Annotated in this window: 26 protein-coding genes and 2 tRNA genes; 19 read left to right on the top strand and 9 right to left on the bottom strand. The window is 63.5% G+C overall.

Translation table 11 applies throughout. From position 1 onward, the window contains the following. Positions 1-21: 21 nt before the first annotated feature. Positions 22-240 carry a DUF2970 domain-containing protein gene (locus E3U47_RS13670; RefSeq protein WP_134691965.1) on the top strand — a complete coding sequence of 73 codons (219 nt, stop codon included), beginning with the start codon at positions 22-24 and terminating at the stop codon, positions 238-240. A 396-nt stretch (positions 241-636) separates the two neighbouring features. On the opposite strand, the gene E3U47_RS13665 is transcribed toward E3U47_RS13670, so the two are convergent. Continuing rightward, positions 637-1713 carry an ABC transporter substrate-binding protein gene (locus E3U47_RS13665; RefSeq protein WP_134691964.1) on the bottom strand — a complete coding sequence of 359 codons (1077 nt, stop codon included), beginning with the start codon at positions 1711-1713 and terminating at the stop codon, positions 637-639. Between the two features lie 215 nt (positions 1714-1928). Here E3U47_RS13665 and E3U47_RS13660 point away from each other — a divergent pair, with 215 nt between their 5' ends. Together E3U47_RS13660 and E3U47_RS13655 are read left to right on the top strand one after the other, a co-directional pair. Next, positions 1929-3581, top strand: coding sequence for a nitrite/sulfite reductase (locus E3U47_RS13660; protein WP_134691963.1), 1653 nt, complete (start codon positions 1929-1931; stop codon positions 3579-3581). Then, the gene (locus tag E3U47_RS13655) at positions 3565-4059 is read left to right on the top strand and encodes a DUF934 domain-containing protein (RefSeq protein WP_023629994.1); all 495 of its coding nucleotides are present in this window, start codon (positions 3565-3567) and stop codon (positions 4057-4059) included. Before E3U47_RS13660 ends, E3U47_RS13655 begins: the two co-directional genes overlap by 17 nt. 199 nt (positions 4060-4258) lie before the next feature. Here the strand turns inward: E3U47_RS13655 and E3U47_RS13650 are convergent, their stop codons facing one another. Next, positions 4259-5119 carry a GyrI-like domain-containing protein gene (locus E3U47_RS13650; protein WP_256660273.1) on the bottom strand — a complete coding sequence of 287 codons (861 nt, stop codon included), beginning with the start codon at positions 5117-5119 and terminating at the stop codon, positions 4259-4261. A 277-nt stretch (positions 5120-5396) separates the two neighbouring features. Between E3U47_RS13650 and dkgB the strand changes: the two genes are divergently transcribed. The 3 genes from dkgB to E3U47_RS13635 all read left to right on the top strand — a co-directional run bounded on the left by dkgB (position 5397) and on the right by E3U47_RS13635 (position 8110). Further along, positions 5397-6200: a 2,5-didehydrogluconate reductase DkgB gene (gene dkgB, locus E3U47_RS13645; RefSeq protein WP_134691961.1), complete on the top strand. Its 804-nt coding sequence runs from the start codon at positions 5397-5399 to the stop codon at positions 6198-6200. 99 nt (positions 6201-6299) lie between these two features. After that, positions 6300-7475, top strand: coding sequence for an MFS transporter (locus E3U47_RS13640; RefSeq protein WP_134691960.1), 1176 nt, complete (start codon positions 6300-6302; stop codon positions 7473-7475). Between the two features lie 122 nt (positions 7476-7597). Next, positions 7598-8110, top strand: coding sequence for an HIT family protein (locus E3U47_RS13635; RefSeq protein WP_134691959.1), 513 nt, complete (start codon positions 7598-7600; stop codon positions 8108-8110). 93 nt (positions 8111-8203) lie between these two features. Here E3U47_RS13635 and E3U47_RS13630 read toward each other — a convergent pair. Next, a tRNA-Val gene (locus tag E3U47_RS13630) sits at positions 8204-8280 on the bottom strand. Positions 8281-8907: 627 nt separating this feature from the next. Between E3U47_RS13630 and E3U47_RS13625 the strand changes: the two genes are divergently transcribed. Next, positions 8908-9435, top strand: a complete 528-nt coding sequence (locus tag E3U47_RS13625) for a hypothetical protein (protein WP_134691958.1) — start codon at positions 8908-8910, stop codon at positions 9433-9435. Positions 9436-9611: 176 nt separating this feature from the next. Next, entirely contained in the window at positions 9612-9776 is a 165-nt protein-coding gene (locus E3U47_RS24970) for a hypothetical protein (RefSeq protein ID WP_167659483.1), read from the top strand. Between the two features lie 121 nt (positions 9777-9897). On the opposite strand, the gene E3U47_RS13620 is transcribed toward E3U47_RS24970, so the two are convergent. Continuing rightward, positions 9898-9974 (bottom strand) — tRNA-Val (locus E3U47_RS13620). Positions 9975-10176: 202 nt separating this feature from the next. Between E3U47_RS13620 and E3U47_RS13615 the strand changes: the two genes are divergently transcribed. Beyond that, positions 10177-11460 carry an FAD-binding oxidoreductase gene (locus E3U47_RS13615; protein ID WP_134691957.1) on the top strand — a complete coding sequence of 428 codons (1284 nt, stop codon included), beginning with the start codon at positions 10177-10179 and terminating at the stop codon, positions 11458-11460. A 79-nt stretch (positions 11461-11539) separates the two neighbouring features. Here the strand turns inward: E3U47_RS13615 and E3U47_RS13610 are convergent, their stop codons facing one another. Further along, positions 11540-12283, bottom strand: a complete 744-nt coding sequence (locus E3U47_RS13610; protein ID WP_134691956.1) for a peptidase C39 family protein — start codon at positions 12281-12283, stop codon at positions 11540-11542. A 298-nt stretch (positions 12284-12581) separates the two neighbouring features. Between E3U47_RS13610 and E3U47_RS13605 the strand changes: the two genes are divergently transcribed. Further along, complete coding sequence (locus E3U47_RS13605) at positions 12582-12761, top strand: hypothetical protein (protein ID WP_081941225.1); 180 nt, start codon at positions 12582-12584, stop codon at positions 12759-12761. A gap of 96 nt (positions 12762-12857) precedes the next feature. On the opposite strand, the gene E3U47_RS13600 is transcribed toward E3U47_RS13605, so the two are convergent. Next, complete coding sequence (locus E3U47_RS13600) at positions 12858-13610, bottom strand: TerC family protein (protein WP_134691955.1); 753 nt, start codon at positions 13608-13610, stop codon at positions 12858-12860. A 15-nt stretch (positions 13611-13625) separates the two neighbouring features. Next, positions 13626-13865, bottom strand: coding sequence for a hypothetical protein (locus E3U47_RS13595; protein ID WP_134691954.1), 240 nt, complete (start codon positions 13863-13865; stop codon positions 13626-13628). Between the two features lie 131 nt (positions 13866-13996). Between E3U47_RS13595 and nhaR the strand changes: the two genes are divergently transcribed. The 3 genes from nhaR to E3U47_RS13580 all read left to right on the top strand — a co-directional run bounded on the left by nhaR (position 13997) and on the right by E3U47_RS13580 (position 16938). Then, positions 13997-14890: a transcriptional activator NhaR gene (gene nhaR, locus E3U47_RS13590; protein ID WP_134691953.1), complete on the top strand. Its 894-nt coding sequence runs from the start codon at positions 13997-13999 to the stop codon at positions 14888-14890. 72 nt (positions 14891-14962) lie between these two features. Further along, positions 14963-16174: a serine/threonine transporter SstT gene (gene sstT / locus E3U47_RS13585; RefSeq protein WP_134691952.1), complete on the top strand. Its 1212-nt coding sequence runs from the start codon at positions 14963-14965 to the stop codon at positions 16172-16174. Positions 16175-16290: 116 nt separating this feature from the next. Continuing rightward, a complete protein-coding gene (locus tag E3U47_RS13580; protein WP_134691951.1) occupies positions 16291-16938 on the top strand; it encodes a YceH family protein in 648 nt (215 codons plus the stop codon). 1 nt (position 16939) lies between these two features. On the opposite strand, the gene E3U47_RS13575 is transcribed toward E3U47_RS13580, so the two are convergent. Further along, a complete protein-coding gene (locus E3U47_RS13575; RefSeq protein ID WP_134691950.1) occupies positions 16940-17131 on the bottom strand; it encodes a hypothetical protein in 192 nt (63 codons plus the stop codon). Between the two features lie 204 nt (positions 17132-17335). Between E3U47_RS13575 and E3U47_RS13570 the strand changes: the two genes are divergently transcribed. Further along, the gene (locus E3U47_RS13570; protein ID WP_134691949.1) at positions 17336-17800 is read left to right on the top strand and encodes a DUF1348 family protein; all 465 of its coding nucleotides are present in this window, start codon (positions 17336-17338) and stop codon (positions 17798-17800) included. Between the two features lie 60 nt (positions 17801-17860). Here E3U47_RS13570 and bla read toward each other — a convergent pair whose 3' ends face one another. Then, complete coding sequence (gene bla / locus E3U47_RS13565) at positions 17861-18736, bottom strand: class A beta-lactamase (protein ID WP_134691948.1); 876 nt, start codon at positions 18734-18736, stop codon at positions 17861-17863. A 192-nt stretch (positions 18737-18928) separates the two neighbouring features. Between bla and E3U47_RS13560 the strand changes: the two genes are divergently transcribed. From E3U47_RS13560 to E3U47_RS13540, 5 genes are all read left to right on the top strand, one after another. Next, complete coding sequence (locus tag E3U47_RS13560) at positions 18929-20020, top strand: endonuclease/exonuclease/phosphatase family protein (RefSeq protein ID WP_134691947.1); 1092 nt, start codon at positions 18929-18931, stop codon at positions 20018-20020. Between the two features lie 293 nt (positions 20021-20313). Then, positions 20314-21369, top strand: a complete 1056-nt coding sequence (locus E3U47_RS13555; RefSeq protein WP_134691946.1) for an alpha/beta fold hydrolase — start codon at positions 20314-20316, stop codon at positions 21367-21369. A gap of 95 nt (positions 21370-21464) precedes the next feature. Beyond that, positions 21465-22007 carry an AAA family ATPase gene (locus tag E3U47_RS13550; RefSeq protein ID WP_134691945.1) on the top strand — a complete coding sequence of 181 codons (543 nt, stop codon included), beginning with the start codon at positions 21465-21467 and terminating at the stop codon, positions 22005-22007. Positions 22008-22192: 185 nt separating this feature from the next. Next, positions 22193-23125, top strand: a complete 933-nt coding sequence (locus E3U47_RS13545; protein WP_134691944.1) for an arginase family protein — start codon at positions 22193-22195, stop codon at positions 23123-23125. Between the two features lie 132 nt (positions 23126-23257). Next, on the top strand, positions 23258-24433 hold the full coding sequence (locus tag E3U47_RS13540) for a MerR family transcriptional regulator (RefSeq protein ID WP_134691943.1): 1176 nt from the start codon (positions 23258-23260) through the stop codon (positions 24431-24433). Positions 24434-24524: the final 91 nt, after the last annotated feature.

Raw genomic sequence — 24524 nt, 5'->3', positions numbered from 1 at the left:
CCTCTGACCAAGGAGCCACTCATGGACGACCACACCCCGGGCAAACCGCCGACCTTCTGGCAGATGCTGCAAAGCATCCTGGCCGCCGCCTTCGGCGTGCAGAGCGGCAAGAATCGCGCCCGCGACTTCACCTACGGCAAGGCCAGCCATTTCATCGTCATGGGCACGCTGTTTACCCTGATCTTCATCTTCGTGCTGATCGGCCTGGTGCAACTGGCGATGCACCTGACCGCGCGCTAGCGGCGCGGACCTGGCTCACGCCCCGTAGGAGCCAGCCTTGCTGGCGAACCAGGCGTCTCGGTGGCTGGCACCGGCTTTGCCGGTGTTCGCCGGCAAGCCGGCTCCTACAGGGGGACGCCTGGTCGCGAAACGCAAGCCGCCCGCGGATATCCCTTCCGCGGGCGGTTCAGGCGGGTTTCACGGTCTGAAGGGGGCGTCGCTACTGATGGCTGACCCAATACACCGCAGTGACCACCACCAGCACGATCAAACACAGGATCGCCCAGGCGTCGACACTGCTGTCAGTTTTGCGCAGCTTGGTTGAGTTTCCCATTGCATTGCCTCTTGTAGTGGTTCTGGGAATGCACTTCAAGCAGCAGTTAAGTCCAGCAATGCCCATCGCTCAAGCAGGGGCTTTCAGTAGTCGACGGGTGACGTCAGGAACGGGTAGCGAAAATCCGCCGGGCGCCCTTCGGCGCTGTAGCGCTGGAAGTCGATGCCGTGGTTGTCCTGCTCCAGCAGCCGGAGCCAGCGCCGGGCCTTGGCCGGGTCGATCAACTGCAGCGCCGGCACGCTGTGCTCGCGCCGCCCGTCGCGGTCCAGGGCCAGGCCCAGGGCATCGTCGTGAAGCATGACCATGGCCCAGCCACCCAGGGTGAAGTGCCCGCCCATCAGCACCCCCAAACGCCCGTCGATGCGCGCGCGCAATGCCTCGGGCGAGCTGTTGACCGCGCTGAAGATCGCATCCCGGCCCGGCTGGCGGCCCGCTGCCTCGAACGCCTGCATGGCGCCAAAAGCCATCTGGTCGTTGGCCGACCACACCAGCCGGGTCTCGGGGTAGCGCTGCAACAATAGCTGCGCCTGCTCGAACGCCCGCTGGCGGCTCCAGCCGCCATACACCACCTGGCGCAGGCGCACCTGGGGGTAGTCCGCCAGCGCTCGGCGCATGCCCTGCTCGCGCAACTGCGAGGCCGGCGTGGTCTTGACCCCGGCGAACGCCAGCAGGTCGACCGCGCCCGCATTCGCCGGCAGCTGCGCCACCATTTCCTTGAGCATCTGGTAGCCGGCCGCTTCATCGTTGCTCACCAGGGTGCCGAGCACCTCGGGGTATTTGTCCGGCTGCGCCTGCACGCTGTGCGCCTGGCTGTCGGTCAGGCCGTTGTTGACCAGGAACAGCTTGACCCCGGTGCCCCGTGACAGGCGGATGATCTCCGGGGCCACGTACTGCTCGTTGACCAGCACCAGGTAGTCCGGGCGCCGTGCCCCATGCAACAGCGCCCGAGCCTGGGTCAGGGCCAGATCGGCGCGACGCTCGCTGTACTGCACGCGCAACTGCATGCCCAGGTCTGTCGCGGCGGCCTGCATGAAACGCGAATAATCGACCCAGAAGGTCTCGTTGGAATAGCCCGGGTTGAGAAATACCACCGAAGCGGCCTGTGCGCCCGCCATCAGCGGCAGGCTCAGGCACAGGCCCTGGCACAAGGCCTTGAGCATGCGTTACATCCCTGCAGAGCAAACCCAGGATTATACCGGCAGCAGGGCCCTGCGCGGATAAATGCCAGTCAGTCTCACTTAGTTCAATTAGTTCTTTTCATATGCAAAAACATCACTTTAGCGCATAAACCCACTCTGCTATCGTTCCTCGGCTCCGAACCGGAGTGCGCGGCCGTGCGCGCGATTAGCTGCATGCAGCCTGAGACAGGACTTTTATGTACGTATACGACGAGTACGATCAGCGGATCATCGAGGACCGCGTCAAGCAGTTCCGTGATCAGACCCGCCGCTACCTGGCCGGAGAGCTGAGCGAAGAAGAATTCCGCCCTCTGCGCCTGCAGAACGGCCTCTATATCCAACGTTTCGCCCCGATGCTGCGGGTCGCCGTGCCGTACGGCCAGTTGAACGCCCGCCAGGTGCGCATGCTGGCCAAGATCGCCCGCGACTACGACAAGGGCTACGCGCACATCAGTACCCGCCAGAACGTGCAGTACAACTGGCCGGCACTGGAGGACATCCCGGAGATTCTCGCCGAGCTTGCCACCGTGCAGATGCACGCGATCCAGACCAGCGGCAACTGCCTGCGCAACGTCACCACCGATCAGTTCGCCGGTGTCGCCGCCGACGAGCTGGTAGACCCGCGCCCCTGGTGCGAAATCGTCCGCCAGTGGACCACCTTCCACCCGGAATTCGCCTACCTGCCGCGCAAGTTCAAGATCGCCGTCAACGGTTCGAGCGACGACCGCGCCGCCATCGAGGTGCACGACATCGGCCTGGAGCCGGTGCGCAACGCCGCAGGCGAACTGGGCTTCCGCGTATTGGTCGGTGGCGGCCTGGGCCGTACCCCGGTGATTGGCGCCTTCATCAACGAGTTCCTGCCATGGCAGGACCTGCTCAGCTACCTGGACGCCATCCTGCGCGTGTACAACCGTTACGGCCGCCGTGACAACAAGTACAAGGCGCGGATCAAGATCCTGGTCAAGGCCCTCACCCCAGAAGTGTTCGCCGAGAAGGTCGAGGCCGAAATGGCCCACCTGCGCGGCGGCAGCACCACCCTGACCGAGGCCGAAGTGCAGCGCGTTGCCCGTCACTTCGTCGACCCCGAGTACCTGGCCCTGGACAACCTCGACTACAGCGCCCTGGACGCCGAGCAACCAGGCTTCGCCCGCTGGCGTTCGCGCAACACCCGCGCGCACAAGAAGCCGGGCTACGTCGCCGTGACCCTGTCGCTCAAGCCCACCGGCGTTGCCCCAGGCGATTTGACCGACAAGCAGCTCGATGCCGTCGCCGAACTGGCCGAGCGTTACAGCTTCGGCTACCTGCGCACCTCACACGAGCAGAACATCATCCTTGCCGACGTCGAGCAGCGCCAACTGCACGCGCTGTGGCTGGAGCTGCGCGAGCAAGGCTTCGCCACGCCGAACATCGGCCTGCTGACCGACATCATCTGCTGCCCAGGTGGCGACTTCTGCTCGCTGGCCAACGCCAAGTCGATCCCGATCGCCGAGTCCATCCAGCGCCGTTTCGACGACCTGGACTACCTGTTCGACATCGGCGAGCTCGACCTGAACATCTCGGGTTGCATGAACGCCTGCGGCCACCACCACGTCGGCCATATCGGCATCCTCGGCGTGGACAAGAAAGGCGAGGAGTTCTACCAGGTATCGCTGGGCGGCAATGCCGCGCGTGACGCCAGCCTGGGCAAGATCCTCGGCCCGTCGTTCGCCCAGGACGACATGGCCGATGTGATCGAGAAGCTGATCAGCGTATACGTCGAACGACGCACCGAAGACGAGCGTTTCATCGACACTTACCAGCGTATCGGCATCGACCCCTTCAAGGAGCGCGTCTATGCAGCGAATCATTAAGAACAACCAGATCGTCGACGAAACCTGGCACCTGCTGCCCAAGGACGTGTCGATCGACGAACTGACCAACTGCGACGACTACATCGTGCCGCTGCAGCTGTGGCGCGACCATCCGAGCCTGCTCAAGGCCCGCGACGGCGGCCTGGGCATCTGGCTGGACAGCGACGAAGAGGCCGAGGAAATCGGCGAGCACGTAGAGCACTTCCAGGTCATCGCCCTGAACTTCCCGGCCTTCACCGACGGGCGCAGCTACTCCAACGCGCGCCTGCTACGTGACCGCTACAAGTTCAAGGGCGAGCTGCGCGCCATTGGCGACGTGCTGCGCGACCAGCTGTTCTACATGGCCCGCTGCGGTTTCGACGCGTTCGCCATCCGTGCCGACAAGGACCCGGAAGACGCGCTGCAGAGCCTGAAGGACTTCTCGGTAACCTACCAGGGCGCCACCGACGAGCCACTGCCGCTGTTCCGCCGCCGCTGAACGCACCTGCTGCAACCAAGCGGCCCGCCCCATGGCGGGCCGCTTTACCGCGCAACTTGTAGGAGCCAGCCTTGCTGGCGAAGCAGGCGCCGCGACACCTGACACCGGCTGCGCCGGTACTCACGCCCCCGCCCCACAGCAATCGCACCAGCTTGACAGGCTGCGGTAAGCCAACCGCCCCCACCAAGCCCGCCTGCGCTCAGCGCAACGGCACATAGATGTCCGTCTGCCACTGCCCCAACGGCGTCTGCGGATAGACGCTCAGGTAGTGGAAGAACAACGGCTGGTCCCGCAGCTCCTCGCCACTGCCGGGCAACCAGTCACGGTAGATCGGGTAGATAGTCTCGCCGATGTGATCCGGCGACCCCACATGCCGCACCACCGCGCAACGCCCGGCCGGCAGGCTCAGTTCATGCACGCCCTGGGCATTGGCGGCCAGGGCCTGGTCGATCTCGCCACACACGGCAAAGCGAAAATCCTCGGGGGCGGTGGTATCGGGGTTGTTGAACGGAATCCCGAACGTGCGGCTGCTGGCCACGGGCGACTGGCCGCTGCTGGCGCGCCAGTCAATGAAGCGACGCACGGTCTCGCTGACCTGGTTGGGCGGCCCGCGGTGCTCCAGCGCGGCGAGACGGACGGCGGCGAACTCGACGATTCGTACCTGCATGGTGATGCTCCTGGAAAAATAGGGAATGGCGAACACCGTATTCCACACCTGCCAGTCGGGCTGGCGGCGAAACCTGCCCGGCGCCTGGCCAAAGGCCCGGCGAAACGCCCGGCTGAACGCCTCGGGGCTTTCGAAGCCGGCAGCCAGGGCGGCCTCCAGCACCGAATGCCGAGGCTCGCCAAGCAGTCGATGGGCCGCCCGGCGCAGGCGCATCAGTTGCACGTAGCGCGCCACCGGCACACCTACATAGGCGCTGAACTGTCGATGGAAATGAAACGCCGAGAAATGCGCCACGGCGCTCAAGGTGTCCACCGACAAGTCGCCCTCAAGGTTGCCCTCGATATAAGCGAGCACAGCGTCGAAGCGCTGTTGATAGCGGGCGTTGACTGACAAGGCACATGCTCCTGGAAATACGGTCGACCACAGCTTCGTCGATTCCCTCCTATACCCGCCTAGCCGCGTTTGCTCAACGCTTGCATGGCAACGGGCCTCTGCGCCGATTCCTCCGTATTGATCACAACCCACGAATACATTCATGACTCCAGGACAAATGACCTTGGCCCGCCGAGGCCTTAATCAAACCCCGCGAACCCCGCACACTTCGCTCACTGGCTCGAACCCGTGGCACATTGTTTCGGGTTCGCTCACCTCATCCCCCAGGAGTAGATCCATGAGCATTCCATCCTTCGGCCTCGGCACCTTCCGCCTCACCGGTCAGGCCGTCATCGATTCGGTCAAGTCGGCACTGGAGCTGGGCTACCGTGTCATCGACACCGCGCAGATCTACCAGAACGAAGCCGACGTCGGCCAGGCCATCGCCGAGAGCGGTGTGGCGCGCAGCGAGCTGTTCATCACCACCAAGATCTGGGTTGAAAACTACGCCGCCGACAAGCTGATCCCCAGCCTGCGTGACAGCCTGCAAAAACTGCGCACCGACCATGTCGACCTGCTGCTGATCCACTGGCCAGCCCCGGGCAACGGCGTTGAACTGGTCGAGTACATGGGGGCCCTGGCTGAAGCCAAGAAGCAGGGCCTGACCCGTCAGATCGGCGTGTCCAATTTCAATATCGACCTGACCCGCCAGGCCATCGCCGTGGTCGGCAAAGGTGAGATCGCCACCAACCAGATCGAGCTCAGCCCGTACCTGCAGAACAGCAAGCTGACCGCGTTCCTCAAGGAACAAGGCATCACCACCACCTCCTACATGACCCTGGCCTACGGCAAGGTGCTGAAGGACCCGCTACTGGCCCAGATCGCCGCCAAGCACAAGGCCACCGTCGCCCAAGTTGCCCTGGCCTGGGCCATGCAACTGGGCTACGCGGTGATCCCATCCTCGACCAAGCGCGAGAACCTGGCCAGCAACCTGCTTGCCCGCGACCTGCGCCTGGATGCCACCGACATGGCAGGCATCGCCAGCCTGGAGCGCAACGGCCGCGAAGTCAGCCCTGACGGGCTGGCGCCAATCTGGGATTGATGCCATGACCATACCCTTCGAACGCTTGACCGCCGGCGGCTTCAGCATCGGCCTGGGAGCACCGCTGGAGAGCGCGCTGGACAACCAGGAGCGCACGCCATGAAGCCCGGACGCGTCCTGTTTGCCCTGGCCATCGGCGCCTTCGCTATTGGCACTACCGAGTTCACCCCCATGGGGTTGTTGCCGGTGATCGCCGAAGGCGTCAATGCCAGCATCCCCAGCGCGGGCATGCTGATCACCGCCTACGCCATCGGTGTGATGATCGGCGCCCCGATCATGACCCTGCTGTTCAGCCGTTTCGGTAAACGCGCGGCGCTGATGATGCTGATGGGCATCTTCACCATCGGCAACCTGCTTTCGGCGCTGGCACCGGACTACTACACCCTGCTTGCCTCGCGCCTGATCACCAGCCTCAACCACGGCGCGTTCTTCGGCCTGGGCGCGGTAGTGGCCGCCAGCGTGGTGCCCAAGGAGAAACAGGCCAGCGCCGTGGCCACCATGTTCATGGGCCTGACCATCGCCAATATCGGCGGCGTGCCGGCAGCCACCTGGCTCGGCCAGCAGGTCGGTTGGCGCATGGCATTTGCCGGCACCTCGGTGCTTGGCCTGCTGGCCATCGCCGCGCTGTGGTATGCCCTGCCCCAGGGTGAGCGCGGCCAGGTGCCGCATGTGCGCCGGGAACTGGCGGTCATCGCCCGCCCCAGCGTGCTGTTGGCCATGGCCACCACGGTGCTCGGCGCCGGCGCCATGTTCACCTTGTATACCTATGTCGCCCCGGTGCTCGCCGAGCTGAGCGGCGCTTCGGATGCCTTCGTCACCCTCGGCCTGGTGCTGATCGGGGTCGGTTTCACCCTCGGCAACAGCCTGGGTGGCAAGCTGGCGGACTGGTCGCTGGATGGCGCGGCGCGGATCTTCCTGGCGGTGCTGGCAGTGATCATGCTGGCGATGCCGCTGGTGCTCGGCAGCCAGGTCGGCGCGGCGATCGCCCTGCTGCTATGGGGCGTGTTCACCTTCGCCGTGGTACCTCCGCTGCAGATGCGAGTGATGATCGCTGCCATCGAAGCGCCAGGCCTGGCCTCGTCGATCAACGTCGGCGCGTTCAACCTGGGCAACGCCGTGGGCGCCGCGCTGGGTGGCGCGGTGATCAGCTTGAACCTGGGCTACGCTGCCGTGCCAATGGCCGGTGGCCTGCTGGCGGCGGCAGGGTTGCTGCTGGTCTGGCTGGGAGGGCGCGGCAAGGCCAGCGACAAGGCCTTGGCCAAGGTAGCGGGATGAGCGCCAGCGTCTGCTAGCCGTCAGGGGCTGCCATGCAGCCCATCGCCGGCCAGCCGGCGCCCATGGGTACGGCGCGGGGCAAGGGGTGATACCCTGCCTCGCTCACACTACAAGGCCGTCACATGGACATACCGCCGCGCTTCATCATTCATGAGTCAACGCACTGGCTCTTGAACCACCGTATCGACTGTGGGTTGCCGGGCTACCTGATCCTCAGCGCAAAGCAGATGACCCACTCGCTGGCCACGCTGGCTGCACCAGCGCTCACAGAGCTAGGCTTGTGGCAGGCGTGCATCCAGCAGGCCATCGAAACGCATCTGCAGCCACGGCGCCTGTACATCAGTCGGTTCGGTCACGATGCAGGGCACTCCATCCATTTCCACTTCATCCCGATCTACCCCTGGGTCGAAACCCTGTTCTGGCAAGACGAGCGATACCGGTCGCTCCAGGCTTTTGGCTCACTCGAGACTAGCGAGCCGCAAACCGATGGCGCAGAACTGACCTTGTATGTGTGGCGAGAGTTTTGCGAGCGTCCTGAGCCACCAGCGAGACAGGGGCCCTCCATCGACCAGGCCATCGACGTATTGCGCACGGCTCTGACAAGGTCGGTGCCTGGCCGAGCATCCGCGCCCTAGCCCGCAGGGCTTTGTCGGCGCCCAGGGTTCTTACAGGCTGAAAACGACGCAAAACAAAAAGGGCGATCCTTGCGGATCGCCCTTCTCGATGTTTGGTAGGCACAATTGGACTCGAACCAACGACCCCCACCATGTCAAGGTGGTGCTCTAACCAACTGAGCTATGTGCCTGTCGTGTGGGGCGCATATTAGAGATCGAACACACACCTGTAAAGCGTTTTTTTCAAAAAAATCAAAAACTTTGCGCAAAAGCTTCACTCGAGCTCTGCTCAAGCGGTCCGCGGAATATCGCCGCCTTGTAGGTGCGGCCTCGTGTCGCGATGGGGCGCGCAGCGGCCCCGGCCATCTACGCGGCGCAGCTGAAATCTGGGGGCGCTGCGCACCCCATCGCGACGCAAGGCCGCTCCTACAGGGAAGTGCGCAGCGCCAGAATGCAAAAAGGGCGACCCTTGCGGCCGCCCTTCTCGATGTTTGGTAGGCACAATTTGACCCGAACCAACGCTCCCCACCCTATCAAGGTAGTGGCTGTATACGACACAAGGTATTGACTTATTTAAAGTTAATCCCACACCCAATGACCTGAAAAAAGCCGGAATCAATCTAAAAGAATTAATAAGTTAGCGTGTGGTTTTGCAAATAGGCCTGCCCGCCCCCAGCGCTCGCTGATCTGATCCATGCAATTTGACAGTGGCCATTTACCAACCTTTACTAGCTGAGCGTATGCAAGTGCTGGATTCATACAACAGGGAAAACTCTTATCTATTAGAGTTTCTAGTTTAATAAAAAAGGGAAATTAAAATGTCTGAAGCACTCAAGAAAGCAACAGTATCGAATGACAGCCTGGGGACGCTTAAAAAATTCACCCTCTACAAGCAGAATGGCATCGAGATTAGCTTGACGCTGCCAACCCCAGTGTCGCTCAATCTGAACAGCCAGGAGTTTTACCCTCCAGAAACGGACCAAACCACAATATTGGCTCCCGTTTTGGAGAACACCTCGGGCATTGCCCTCAAATCGGCGTCGTTCAGTATCAAGCTCAATAATGTCAAAGAGAACGACAATACGGTCGCGAATGTGCGGTGGTGGAGCGTCGGTGAGGCCGATGGGTTACAATCCATGGAGTTCACCTGTGGCCGGATTGATGACAAGGGCAATGGCTCAGGTACCGCCAAGACTTCTGGATACTCTCGAATCCGCTGGGCCACCATGGCGAACAACGCACGCCAACATCAAACCTTTACCGTGAGCAATGTCTTGCTCACCTTTAATCAGTCGGAAGATACAACTACCGGCGCAAATGACGGGCCAATTATCAGAGTTGGTTAACTGATCTGCTACCGCGGGGCCCAGCGTTCTGGTCCCTGCGGTATCCCCCGCCTACTTCATTCAATTCGACACCACCACGACTGCGCGTACAGCGCCGCATCAACCTCTTCCAACCCGCTGATGTTCAGGTCAAGGCAACCCATGCCATTCCCTTGGCATCCAACAGGCGCGGGATGATGTCTGCTCCGAGAGCAGGATCGAACACCCAGACGTCAATGCACGGGTGCCCGAACACCTCGCTGTGCCCGTACTCGATGTACCGGGCGGACATAGGGAACCTGCTGGTGGGCCAGTTCGACGTTCTTGCCGCCGCCGAACACCTCGACCACCTGGCCATCTGACGAGCGGTAAACGCCAGCCAAGACCAGATAGAGGGGAGTGGTTTTGCAAAAGTTTTGCAAAAACAAAAAGGGCGACCCTCTCGGATCGCCCTTCAAGTGCCCGGAAACCGGGGCTTTTGTTTGGTAGGCACAATTGGACTCGAACCAACGACCCCCACCATGTCAAGGTGGTGCTCTAACCAACTGAGCTATGTGCCTGTCGTGTGGGGCGCATTCTACCTGATCACGACCAGGTGTCAACTGTTTTTTTCACGCTAACCCACTGAATATTAAAAACATTTGTCGAAGCCTCAAGCCACCCTGGCAGTAAAGGATTTTTACCGGATGACTAGCGGGTGTTTATTATTATTGATAGCATCGGTACATTCGTTAAAAATATAAAACACGAGGTTCCTCGACCATGGCCAACACCCCCTACCCCCAGTCCTACTACGCCGCCTCGGCCAACCCGGTGCCGCCACGTCCGGCGCTGCAGGGTGAGGTGGAAACCGATGTGTGCATCATCGGCGCCGGCTACACCGGCCTGTCCAGCGCCCTGTTCCTGCTGGAGAACGGCTTCAAGGTAAGCATCGTCGAAGCAGCCAAGGTTGGCTTCGGCGCCTCGGGCCGCAACGGCGGCCAGATCGTCAACAGCTACAGCCGCGACATCGACGTCATCGAACGCACCGTCGGCCCCAAGCAGGCGCAACTGCTGGGCCAGATGGCCTTCGAGGGCGGCCGCATCATCCGTGAGCGGGTGGCCAAGTACAACATCCAGTGCGACCTGAAGGACGGCGGCGTGTTCGCCGCGTTGACCAGCAAGCAGATGGGCCATCTGGAATCGCAGAAGCGCCTGTGGGAACGCTTCGGCCACAACCAGCTGGAGCTGATGGACCAGAAGCGCATCCGCGAAGTGGTGGCCTGCGACAGCTATATCGGCGGCATGCTCGACATGAGCGGCGGCCATATCCACCCACTGAACCTGGCCCTCGGCGAAGCCGCCGCGGTCGAGTCGCTGGGCGGCATCATCTATGAACAGACCCCGGCCGTGCGCATCGAGCGTGGCGCCAATCCGGTGGTGCACACCCCGCAAGGCAAGGTGCGGGCCAAGTTCATCATCGTCGCCGGCAACGCCTACCTGGGCAACCTGGTGCCGGAGCTGGCCGCCAAGTCCATGCCGTGCGGCACCCAGGTGATCACCACCGAGCCGCTGGGCGAGGAACTGGCGCGCACCCTGCTGCCGCAGGACTACTGCGTCGAGGACTGCAACTACCTGCTCGACTACTACCGCTTGACCAGCGACAAGCGCCTGATCTTCGGCGGCGGCGTGGTCTACGGCGCACGCGATCCGGCGAACATCGAGGCGATCATCCGGCCGAAGATGCTCAAGGCCTTCCCGCAATTGAAGAACGTCAAGATCGACTACGCCTGGACCGGCAACTTCCTGCTGACCCTGTCGCGCCTGCCGCAGGTCGGCCGTATCGGCGACAACATCTACTACTCCCAGGGCTGCTCTGGCCATGGCGTGACCTATACCCACCTGGCGGGCAAGGTGCTGGCCGAGGCCCTGCGCGGCCAGGCCGAACGCTTCGACGCCTTCGCCGGCCTGCCGCACTACCCGTTCCCGGGTGGGCAGATGCTGCGCGTGCCGTTCAGCGCCATCGGCGCCTGGTACTACAGCCTGCGCGATCGCCTGGGCTTCTGAGGTAAAGCCATCGCGGGGCAAGCCCGCTCCCACAAGGCCAATCTTGTGGGAGCGGGCTTGCCCCGCGATCACTTCGGCCTCAACGTCCCAGGCTGGTGACAGCCTGCTTCGCCGCGATCTCCTGACCCGAACGGGCCAGTTCATCCGCCGCCTGCAGCCAGCGCTGGCGATCCACCTGGGCCGGAAGTTGCCGTGGCGATTGCAGCAACACCGCCCAGTTCCCCTCCTTGGCCCACGCCGACTCGAAATCATCGAAGGCCATCAACTGGCGCCTATGCATGCCCGAGCGCAGCAATACCCGCTGCTTGTAGCGGTCATAGCCGATCAGCACCGCATAGCGCGGCTCGCTCCACCAGGCCGAACCTTCCTGAAAACGCAGCAGCACCGGATAACCGGCCGCCACCTGGGCGAGCAAGGCATCCAGGTGTTTGTCCAATGGATAGACAACCCTGCCGTATTCACGGGCAACCCGAGGGATGCCGGTTTCCAGCGACTCTGCGGCGGCAGGCAGGCCCAGCGACTTGTCGAGCAGGCCCGGCGTGATCGGCGCGCCCTGCTGCGACAGCACGGCGGCCAGGGCCATCGAGCCACTGTGGTTGGCGTTGCCGCCGTAGAAGGGAACGCTGCTGATCTCGACCCGCTGCGGCTGGCCCTTGAGCGCAGCCGGCGGCGCGCTGGCGCAACCCGACAACGTGGCCACCACCAGGCAGGCGGCCAACAGGCGACGTGGGCCAAGGGCCCGGGAGGTGATGAGTTTTTGCAACATGGACACTCGCATGATCCAGCGCCAGGCAGGCGGTGCCCGGCCATGAGTGCCGATCATAGGGCGCGGGCGGCTTCGGGTATAGCCCGGCACGGGCTTGGAACGAAACGGCCCGAGCACGTGGGTTTGTATGAAAAGTAGCCGAGCGGCGATCAGGCAAGGCGAAAACAGGCGAGGAAGCGGAGTTGACTGGTTGTCAATGAGCATTCCGAGCCTGTTTTCAACGCAGCATGATCGTCGCGCAGGCACTTTTCGTACAAAGCCTAGACCTTCGGTCAATGGAACGTCACAGGTAACAGGCTAGACTAAAGCAGTGTCTGGATGGCGGGCCTGGCTCGCCAGAGAGAAGGAGGCACACATGAGCCTGACAATGGCGATTCTAATGCTGGTAGGCATGTGGCTGAGCGTCGCAGCCGCCATGCTCTGGGGCGTACTGCGCATCGTGCGCCGGCATGCACACCCACATCACCTGCCCCCTCAAGCCCTGGTCAAACCACAACCTGTGCGCCGCGCGCGTCGGCATGCCGGGGCGCATTGAGCTGAAGCTTTCCTGAAACGCATCGCGGGGCCAGCCTGCCGCCACAAGCTACATGTCTTGTGGCGGCAGGCTGGCCCCGCGATGGTTAACGCCAGGTCAGCCCTCGGCAGCCTCGCGCTTCAAGCGCGCCCGGCGGGCCATGATGTTGAGGATCTCGATGGCGGTCGAGAACGCCATGGCGGCATACACGTAGCCTTTTGGCACATGGGCGCCGAAGCCTTCGGCGATCAGGGTCATGCCGATCATGATCAGGAAGCCCAGGGCCAGCATCACCACGGTCGGGTTGTCGTTGATGAACTTGGCCAGCGGGTCGGCGGCCACCAGCATCACGATCACCGCGCTGATCACGGCGATGATCATGATCGGCAGGTGCTCGGTCATGCCCACGGCGGTGATGATGCTGTCGATCGAGAACACGATGTCCAGCAGCAGGATCTGGAAGATCGCCGCGGTGAAGCCGATGGTCACGGTGCTGCCGAGCTTGGACTCTTCCTTGGCGCCATGGGGGTCGACGCTTTCGTGGATCTCCTTGGTCGCCTTCCACAGCAGGAACAAGCCACCGGCGATGAGGATCATGTCCTTCCACGAGAACGTGTGGCCGAAGACATCGAGCACCGGTTCGGTCAGCTGGACGATCCAGGCCACGGTGCTGAGCAGCGCCAGGCGCATGACCAGGGCCATGCTGATACCGATGCGTCGCGCCTTGGAGCGGTACGCCTCGGGCAGCTTGTTGGTGAGGATGGAGATGAAGATCAGGTTGTCGATGCCCAGCACGACTTCCATGGCTACCAGGGTGGCAAGGGCAACCCAGGCGGTGGGGCTTGCGGCGAGTTCCAGCAAATATTCCATTGGTCAGTCCTGCTCTCAGATGTCCTGGGTGTCTTGCTTGTCGTCTTCGGCCTTGGCTTTCGCGCCATCGCTGCCGATGGCGTCGCTCAAGGCCTGCTGGGCGGCGTCATTGGTCTTGTCGATGGCCTGCTTGGCCGTTTCAGCGGCCTGGTCAAGCATCTGCTGGGCGGATTTCTCGGCCTGGTCGCAGCCAGACATGGCGAACAGGGCCAGGGCCAGCACCAGCGGTGTGCCAATGGATTTGAGTTGTAGCATGAGGTCCTCGCTTGTCGAATGCCGGGCGGCGCGTCATGCGCCTGATGGGGTGGCATTCTAGAGGGGCTGAAACATCCGGAAAATTCGTATTTTCAGCGTGTATACTTCGGTTTTTCCGAATCGATGCGAACATGCTCAACTATCGCCAGCTCCACTATTTCTGGGCGGTGGCCAAGACCGGCAGCATTGCCCGCGCCAGCGAACAGCTCAACCTCACACCGCAGACCATCAGCGGCCAGATCAGCCTGTTCGAGCAGACCTGGAACCTGGAGCTGTTCCAGCGCGTCGGGCGTCAGCTGGAACTGACCGAGACCGGGCGCCAGGCCCTGGCCTACGCCGAGCAGATGTTCCAGATCGGCGGCGAACTGGAGGCCATGCTGCGCGCCGGCCCGCAGGAGCAGATCCTGTTTCGCGTGGGCGTGGCCGACGTGGTGCCCAAGTCCATTGTCTACCGCCTGCTGGCGCCGACCATGGAACTGGACGAGGTACTGCGCATCAATTGCCGCGAGGACAAGCTCGAACGCCTGCTGGCGGACCTGGCGATCCAGCGCCTGGACCTGGTGATTTCCGACAGCCCCATGCCCAGCCACCTGGACATCAAGGGTTACAGCCAGAAGCTCGGTGAGTGCGGCCTGAGCTTCTTCGCCACCCCTGCGCTGGCCGAGCGCCTGAAGCTGCCCTTCCCCGCCTGCCTGGACGACGCGCCGCTGTTGATTCCAGGCCAGGAAACCGTGCTGCGCAGCCGCCTGCTGCGCTGGCTGGCCGAGCAGCAGGTACAACCGCGGATCGTCGGCGAATTCGACGACAGTGCGCTGATGCAGGCCTTCGGCCAGTCGGGCAGCGGCATCTTCGTCGCTCCCAGCGTGATTGCCGAAGAGGTCTGCCGCCAGTACGGCGTGCGCCTGATCGGCCAGACCGAGGCGGTGAACGAGTCGTTCTACGCCATTTCGGTGGAGCGCAAGGTCAAGCACCCGGGGATCCTGGCGATCACCGAGGGCGCGCGGCGGGAGTTGTTCCACTGGTAACCCTGCGCCTACAGGGGCCAGCAAGGACTGTGATAAAGTCGCGCGCTTTCACGTAACTGGATTGCGCTGCACATGACCCCCATCCTTCGCCTCATCAATCGCACCGGCCTGGTGACGCAGATCTGCATCGGCCTGGTGGCCGGCATCGCCCTGGCCTTGCTCGCCCCCTCCGTGGCCCGCGACCTGGGGTTCCTCGGCAAGGTCTTCGTCAGCGCCCTGAAGGCCGTGGCACCGATCCTGGTGTTCATCCTGGTGATGGCTTCGATCGCCAACCACCGCCATGGCCAGGAAACCCACATCCGCCCGATCCTCTGGCTGTACCTGCTGGGCACCTTCGCCGCGGCAGTGGTGGCTGTGGTGGCGAGCATGCTGTTCCCGTCCAACCTGGCACTGACCACGGGAGAGGCCGCACTCAGCGCTCCTGGCGGCATCGTCGAGGTGATGCAGAACCTGCTGCTCAGTGCCGTGGACAACCCGGTCAACGCGCTGCTCAACGCCAACTTCATCGGCGTGCTGACCTGGGCCATCGGCCTTGGCGTGGCCCTGCGCCATGCCGGTGACACCACCCGCACCGTGGTCGAGGACCTGTCCAACGGCGTGACCCTGATCGTGCGCGTGGTGATCCGCTTCGCCCCGCTGGGCATCTTCGGCCTGGTCAGCGCCACACTGGCCCAGTCTGGCCTGGACGCGCTGCTCGGCTACCTGCACCTGCTGGGTGTGCTGATTGGCTGCATGCTGTTCGTGGCGCTGGTGATGAACCCGCTGATCGTGTTCTGGAAGATCCGCCGCAACCCGTACCCGCTGACTCTGCTGTGCCTGCGCGAAAGCGGCATCACCGCGTTCTTCACCCGCAGCTCGGCGGCCAACATCCCGGTCAACCTGGCGCTGTCGGAGAAACTTGGCCTGCACGAGGACACCTATTCGGTGTCGATCCCGCTGGGCGCGACCATCAACATGGCGGGCGCTGCAATCACCATCACCGTGCTCACCCTGGCCGCCGTGCACACCCTCGGCATCCCGGTAGACCTGCCAACCGCCGTGCTGCTCAGCGTGGTGGCGGCGGTCTGCGCCTGCGGCGCCTCGGGTGTGGCCGGCGGTTCGCTGCTGCTGATCCCGCTGGCCTGCAGCCTGTTCGGCATCCCCAGCGAAATCGCCATGCAGGTGGTGGCGGTCGGCTTTATCATCGGTGTATTGCAGGACTCGGCGGAAACCGCGCTCAACTCCTCCACCGACGTGCTGTTCACCGCTGCCGCCTGCCAAGCCATGGAGCGGCGTAACGCCTGAGCCCAAGGCCGGCTCCTGCCCGCAGGAGCCGGCCACAGCCACACACCGCCCGGCGATTGCTTAAGCCAGGCGCTTTACCTACGCTAGTGGCCTTTTCCTCGCAATGAGACAGGGCCATGTCAGACCACCAAACCACCGGCGAAGGCCGCTTCACCAGCACCGAGATCCGCGTGCTGGGCGCGCTGATCGAAAAGCAGGCCACCAGCCCGGAAACCTACCCCCTGACCCTCAATGCCCTGGTCCTGGCCTGCAACCAGAAGACCAGCCGCGAACCGGTCATGAACCTCTCCCCCGGCCAGGTCGGCCAGGCCCTGCGCGCCCTCGAAGGCCAGGACATGGCCCGCCTGCAGATGGGCAGCCGCGCCGACCGCTGGGAACACCGGGTGGACAAGGGCCTGGAACTGGTGCCGGCGCAACTGGTGCTGATGGGCCTGATGTTCCTGCGCGGCCCGCAGACCCTCAACGAGCTGTTGACCCGCAGCAACCGCCTGCATGAGTTCGAGGACGTCGACCAGGTCCAGCACCAGCTCGAGCGCCTGGTCTCCCGTGGCCTGGCCCTGCACCTGCCGCGCCAGGCAGGCCAGCGCGAAGACCGCTACACCCATGCCCTGGGCGACCCGGCAGAAATCGAAGCCATCCTCGCCGCCCGCCAGCAAGAAGGCGGCGCCCGGGCCAGCGCGGCGCAGGCGGCGGATGAGCGCATCGAGGCACTGGAGGCACGGGTGGCGGCCCTGGAAGCGCGCCTGGCCGCACTCGAGGGCTGAGTCAGGGCGTTTCGGCCTTGGGAAAGTTGCGGCAACTCTTGCGTTCGGCCAGCTCCCGCTCGCTCGGGCGCTGATCGACGAACAGGGTGCGGCCGTCGCGATAGATTTCCAGGTAGCCCCAGTGCAGGTCCTGCTCGGTCTGCCCGGGCTTGGGTGGCACGAGCCACCAGGGTTCGCGGCTGATCAGGGTCATGGCTGAGCTCCTGCAGGTGTCTGCGCTAACTATAGACCCCAAGCGTTGCCGTCAGGCCGTCCTGGCCATCGGTGCAAGCTGACGGCCTGGCGGGACATTGTTCCCGCGTGCGCAATTGTGAAGTGCCAAAGGCAGTTATTCCCAGCGCCAGGGGGCCGGTCTACGCTCCCTCCTGTCGCTCATCCCTCCAGAGGAATTGCCAGCATGTCCCGTCCGCCATTGCCCCCGTTCACCCGTGAAACCGCCATCGAGAAGGTACGCCTGGCCGAGGATGGCTGGAACAGCCGCGATGCCGCCAAGGTCGCCCTGGCCTACACCACCGACACCCATTGGCGTAACCGCGCCGAGTTCTGCAACAACCGCGAGCAGGCGCAGGCCTTTCTCACCCGCAAATGGAACCGCGAGCTCGAATACCGCCTGATCAAGGAGCTGTGGGCCTTCACCGACAACCGCATCGCCGTGCGCTATGCCTACGAGTATCGCGACGACAGCGGCCAATGGTTCCGCGCCTATGGCAACGAGAATTGGGAGTTCGCCGAAGACGGCTTGATGCGCAACCGCCATGCCAGCATCAACGAGCAACCCATCAGCGAGGCAGAACGCAAGTTCCGCTGGCCGCTGGGGCGGCGGCCGGACGATCACCCGGGGCTGAGTGACTTTGGCTTCTGAGCGAGGTTAATGCGTGGACTCAGGTGGGGGCGACGGTGTTCGCCCCTGGCCTTGAGGTGCTCAGCCCTGCCACGCCTGCACCACCAGCCGGGTCGCCGCGGCGATCGGCTCGTGGTTCCATGGCGAGGACTGCTGCGGCCCACGGCTGAATACCACGAGGATCCACGGCGCCCGCCCCTTGGGCCAGACGATGCCGACATCGTTGGCCACGCCGTAGTCGCCCGAACCAGTCTTGTCTCCCACTATCCAGCCCTTTGGCACCCCGGCGCGGATCCGCGCATCGCCGGTGGTGTTGCCCTTGAGCCAGGCCTGCAATTGCTCGCGCCCGGCCGGCGCCAGGGCATCGCCGAGCAGTAGGCGTTGCAGGGTGACACCCATCGCCAGCGGCGTGGTGGTGTCGCGCGGGTCGTCGGGCAACGCGGTATTCAACGTCGGCTCGTTGCGGTCCAGGCGGAACGTCGGGTCACCGAGCTGGCGGGCGAAGGCAGTGAGGCCCGCCGGGCCGCCGACCTGCTCCAGCAGCAGGTTGCCAGCGGTGTTGTCGCTGTATTGCAGGGTGGCGGCGCACAGCTCGGCGACGGTCATGCCCGCGCCCACGTGCTTTTCGGTAATCGGCGAATAGACCACCAGCTGCTCGGCAGCGTAGGCGATACGGCGGTTCAGCAGGCCGCTGTCGGTCTCGCTGCGGTGCAGGATGGCGCCGGCCAGCACGGCCTTGAAGGTGCTGCAGAAAGCAAAGCGTTGTTCGGCGCGGTAGGCCAGTTGCTTGCCGCTGCCGGTGTCGAGGGCCCACAGGCCAAGGGTGATGCCGGCGCTGTGTTCGAGTTGCTGCAGTTGGTGTTGCACGGTGTCTGCGGCCCAAGCCGGCAGCGCCAGGGCGGCGGAACAGCCCAGGGCGCCCTGGAGCAGGTGGCGGCGGCGGATGGTCGATGGCATGTCTGGGCCCTGTGGCAATGAACGAGGGGCGCAGGCTAGAGGGTTTTGCCCGCTAAGCCAAGGCGTTCGCGCAGTTGTTGCCGGCCAGATGCAGTGCCAGCCGCCCCTGAAAGGTTACGTACTCCCATTCGGCCTCAGCATCACCGAAACACTGGCTACGCTGTGTAAACCTTCAGCAAGGAGCACGCCCCAATGGTCACCCGGATAGCATCCTTCAACCTTGAGAACCTGTTCACCCGCCCCAGTGCAATGATGATGGAGAACGAGGAAGGCCAGCGTGCCCTGGACGACCATGCCTTGGCCAACCTGATCGTGGCCAAGCCGACCTACAGCGAGGCCGACAAACAGCAGTTGCTGGCACTGGATGCCCGCTACCATTTTTCCGCGCTCAATCCCCCGGCAAACGCGTTGGTGCGCTTGAACAAGGTGCGCGGGCAGTTGTATCGCACAGCCGCCGGCACTGTCTCGGTCGCGGCCAATGGCCGGGGCGACTGGACCGGTTGGTTCGAGCTGCGCCGCGATGATGTCTCCTGGCAGGCCGTGCTCAATACCGGGCGGGTTATCCAGGAGGTCAAGCCCGATATCCTGATCTGCGTGGAAGTCGAGGACCGCCCCACCTTGCAGCGCTTCAACGACCAGGTGCTCGGGGCGGTGCTCGAAGAGCGCTTCCCTCATGTCATGGTCATCGATGGCAACGATGCGCGGGGTATCGACGTCGGCCTGCTGAGTCGCTACCCGATCGTGACCATTCGCTCGCACGTCGATGACCGCCATGACGGCAAACTGGTGTTTTCGCGAGATTGCCCCGAATACGTGGTGGCCTTGCCATCGGGCGAGCAACTGGTGATCTGCCCGAACCACTTCAAGTCCAAGCGCGGGGGCAACGATCAGGCCGCCCAGGCGCGTCGGCTGGCCCAATGCAAGCGAGCGGCGCAAATCGCCAGGGCCGCGGAAAAGACCATTCCCTGGGTGCTGGTCGGCGGCGACTTGAACGACACCCCGGACAGCCCGGCCGTCGCCCCGCTACTGCTCGACGGTTGGTCGGACATACAAAGCCATCCAGGCTACCCGGCCGATCGCCCGGGTACCTTCGCCACGGGTACCGCCAGCAACAAGATCGACTACCTGATCATGTCCAAGGCCCTGCGCGAGCAACTGGTCGGCGTGGGCATCGAGCGCCGTGGCAGCTACCACCCGAAGCTCTGGCCCTCCTTCGCCGGGGTCACTGCGACCACCGAGGCGTCCGATCACCATTGCATCTGGGCAGACTTCGACATCGCCTAGGTATTGGGTACTGAGCCTGAGGGCCAGTCCTCTCAGGGTGTTGAGAATTGGCACTCAACTTGGACTTGTCGGGGCCGCTTTGCGACCCTTTCGCGACACAAGGCCGCGCCTACAAGAGCACGCCCCGGTACGGAGCGGTCGGAAAGGTCTGAGCCTGAGGCCCCCTTGCCGGCAGGCCGACGGTGCTACTAAGCTGCGGGGCTTTCGGGTATCCAATATTGGATTTCTCAGCCTGCGCGTAGGGCCCTGGTCAGGGTAGCCACGCCTGTGCCTGGTCAAGGACGACAACTACAATGAAAACCGCTTTGAGCACCCTGCTGTTCACCTGCCTGGCCGCCAGCGCATTCGCTACAGAAAACCCTGTCGGTTTCCACGCCGCCACCCTGCCAGACCCGCACCATGAGCGCACGCTGGAGATGGTCGTCTGGTACCCCGGCGCAGCAGCTACCAAGGCGCAATTGGTCGCCGATAACGCGGTATTTTTCGGTGTGCCTGCCGCTCGTGACACGCCGCCGGCCGCTGGCGAACATCCCATGGTGGTGCTGTCCCACGGTTTTGCCGGCAACTGGGGCAACCAGGCCTGGCTGGCCAGCGCCCTGGCCCAGAAAGGCTACATCGTCGCCGCGGTCAACCACCCTGGCAGCACCAGCCGGGACCGTAGCGCCGCGGCCGCCGCGCAGTTATGGCAGCGCCCCGTCGATCTGAGCCGAGCCATCGATGCGGTCACGGCCCAACCGGACAAATTTGGCGTGGTCGCCAAGCAGCGAATCGCCGTGGTGGGCCATTCGCTGGGTGGCTGGACCGCCATGGAAATCGCCGGCGCCCGTTTCGACCCTGAGCGCTTCGCGCGCGACTGCCAAGCCCACCCGCAGCTGGCCAGTTGCAGCGTCTACCAACAGATGAACCCGGCCAGCACTCCGGCCTTGAAGAACAGCTTGGCCGCCGACTGGCGTGACCAGCGAGTCAGCGCCGTGGTCTCCCTGGACCTGGGGCTATCTCGCGGGCTGACCGACGAAAGCCTGGCCGCGCTGCCGGTACCCGTGCTGGTGATCGCTGCCGGCGTCCCGTCCAAAGCGCTGCCCGCGCGGCTGGAGTCTGCCGATCTGGCCAAACGCCTGCCCTCGGCCTCGAGCCGCTACGTCGAAATCAACGACGCCAGCCACTTCACCTTCATGGCCGTGTGCAAGCCGGGTGCGGTGGCCGTGCTCGAAGAGGCAGTACCCGGCGATGGCATCATCTGCACCGATGCCGAGCACGGTCGCCCACGGGAAGTGATCCAGCAGCAGTTGGCCGGGCTGATCAGCGCGTTTCTGGCACAGCCCGCCGAGGGCAAAGACGGCCGCCTGTAAGCCATCGATCATGGGCCTTGACTCGCCGTTGACGGCATCGTCCATTACTACAATCGCGCCCCCAAAATCAGCCGGCGTGGCAATACGGAGCGGCAATGCAACGGGTGATGATAGTGGGTCAGCCTGGGTCCGGGAAAAGCACCCTGGCCCGACAGCTTGGCGAGCGCGCGGGCTTGCCGGTCGTGCATATCGACACCATTCACTGGCAGCCAGGCTGGGTCGAACGCAGCCGCGACGAAAAGACCCGTCTTTGTCACGAGGTCGAGGCCGGTGAGCGCTGGATATTCGAAGGCGGCCATAGCGCGACGTGGCACAACCGGGTTGCCCGCGCCGACCTGTTGATCTGGATCGACCGCCCGACGCCGCTCCGATTCTGGCGCGTATTGCTCAGGGCGCTGCGACACCGCGGGCAGACCCGGCCGGACCTGCCAGACGGCTGCCCAGAGCTGCTGGGCAATCTACCGGCGTTTTTCCGCTTCATGTGGCGAACGAAAACCTCAGCACGGGCGAAGATGAAGGAACTGGTGGCGACGGCACCCTCGGGTTGCCGTGTGGTCTGCCTGCGTTGCAACCGGGAGGTCGAGGTTTTTCTCGCGAGCGTCGCAAACACGCCTGGTCAGGTTACCCGGGGGACTTAGAGGCGGCATGTCGACAGGCCCGCAACAGCGCAACAAACGCTTTTTCCAACCCAAGGACGGCCCATGCCACTGACCAGCAAGATCATCCCTTACAATCCGCAATGGCCGGTGCAGTACGAGGTGGGCCAAAGCCTGCTTGCATCGGCATTCGCTGCTAAGCTGCAGGCCATGGAGCCCCTATACTCATGCAAGTGATTGCCGCGCCCTCGAACCTTGGGCTCAGTCCTACGCACCCCAGCCATGAACCCGGCACCTGGCGTGCTCCGGCGGCACTGATTGCTGCCGGCCTGCTCCAGGCCGTTCCCGCGCGGGTGCTGCACGAGCTGCCCCGTCCTGTCTATTCGCCCTTGGCACAAGCCGGAACGCGCTTGCGCAATGGCCATACCATGCGTGCGTTCAACCTTGCCCTGGCAGGTCGGGTGCGCGAAGCCTGCCTGCAAGGTGACTTCGCCTTGGTCATTGGGGGCGATTGCTCGATCCTGCTGGGGGCACTGGCAGGTGCCCGCGCGCGAGGGCCGCTGTCATTGCTTCATATCGATGGGCACAGCGACTTTCGGCACCCCGGCAACTATGACCCGAACACAACCTTGGGCGCAGCCGCAGGTATGGACCTGGCCCTGGCGACAGGCCGCGGCGAGGCCTTGGCGACAATATGGCCAGGCTGCCCCGTGCCGCTGGTTACCGATGCCCAGGTGGTGCAACTGGGGGAGCGGGAAAACCGCAACGAAGATTTCGCCTGGCCCGATATCAACCACACCGCGATCACCCGGATCGATGTGTTCGAGGCCCTGGCCATAGGCCCACAGGCAGTCGTCGAGCGCATCAGCAAGGTGATTGAGCAGGTCCCCGATCAAGGTTTCTGGATACATCTGGACGTCGATGTGCTGGACCAGGCCATCATGCCCGCCGTCGATTGCCCCGGCTCTCCAGGGCTGGCGCCTGACGACCTGGTGCAGATCATGACACCCTTCGTGGCGGATAGGCGTTGCCGGGGCATGACCGTCACGGTCTTCGACCCTGAGCTCGATCCCGCAGGGCATTACGCCGCGGTCATCATCGCAATCCTGAAACAGCTTCCATTTCCTTGCGGGCCTTGGGCCGGCATGTCCTCCTGGTGAAGGTCAGCCAAGGCGAACACAGGCGAGCTAGCGCTTGCGCCCTGTTGGCACCTTGCAACCGCGCACATTGCCCCTTTACCTGTCTATGACTTCATAGTTTATCGTCGTAGTCGACAACGTGAGGGACTGGCTATGTATCGCATTTCCGAGTTGGCGACTAAGGTGGGCTTGAGCCGCTCCACGCTGCTCTATTACGAAAAGATCGGGCTGATCTCATCAATACGCCAAGCCAACGGCTATCGCGGGTACTCGGATCAGGATCTCCAGCAACTGGGGTTGCTGCAGCAGCTTCAGGCAGGCGGCCTGACGTTGAAGGAGTGCCAGGCATGCCTGGAAACACGCATCGATCGCGGCTTGCTGCTGGAGCGCCTGCGCACCTTGGAGCAAGAAATCGCCGAAAAACAGCGCTCCCGGGATCTGCTGGCCTGCATGCTGGGGATGGCCTCCATGCGCGGCTGGCACCAGGCCCTGGAAAACCAGGCGCCAGGCGCGCACCTGGCGTGGCTGCTCAAGCAAGGCTTCAGTGAAAAACAAGCGCTGCGCCTGAAGTGGCTGTCCAAGGACATGAATGCCCATGAGCAGTACATGGCCGATTTCGAGCAGATTTTTACCGGTTTGGATCGTCTGGGGCCCGGCTGCGCCGAGGATAGCTTGCAAGCACTCCAGGCGCTGCCTGCACTGCCCCGCACGGTGCTGGAGATTGGTTGCGGCAGAGGCGTCACCAGCGTGCTGTTGGCTGAGCACACACTGGGCCTGATTACCGCCCTGGACAATGACGAGTACAACTTGGCCCGCCTGCAGGAAACCCTTCGGGAAAGCGCGTTGCAGGACAGGGTGCAGCTGCTGTGCGCAAGCATGACCGAACTGCCGTTTGCAACAGCGCAGTTCGATGCGATCTGGGCCGAAGGCAGTGCTTACATCATGGGTTTTGCCAAGGCCTTGGAACGCTGGAAGTCGTTTATCAAGCCGCAAGGCTTTCTGGTGGTCAGTGACCTGGTGTGGCTAACCGCTGAACCTCATCGGCAAGCCTTGGCATTCTGGCAGCAACGATACCCAGGCATGACCACAGTGGACGAGCGCTTGGCCAGCATTGCCAAGCTGGATTACCAGGTGCTGAGCAGCTTCCCTCTGAGCCGGCAAGCGTGGGCAAACTACCTGGCGCCACTGCGCGAGAAGGTCGCAAGCCTTGCGCCACATGCCTTTTCCTCAAGCGCACTGGCAGACATCGATCAAGAGCTGGGCATTCACCAGCAATACCTTGGCGAATATGGCTATCAACTGTTCGTCTTGCGCAAGCAAGGTGCATAGCAGCCCCAGTGCTAAGTGCCCTCAAGACCGGCCATCAGCTTATGACAGCCAAGGGCGCCTGCGGCTTTCAGGCAAGGCAGCATCACTCGGG

The sequence above is a fragment of the Pseudomonas sp. RIT623 genome, from assembly GCF_004519305.1.
Taxonomy (GTDB): domain Bacteria; phylum Pseudomonadota; class Gammaproteobacteria; order Pseudomonadales; family Pseudomonadaceae; genus Aquipseudomonas.
This window is presented reverse-complemented; position numbering and strand designations above follow the sequence as displayed.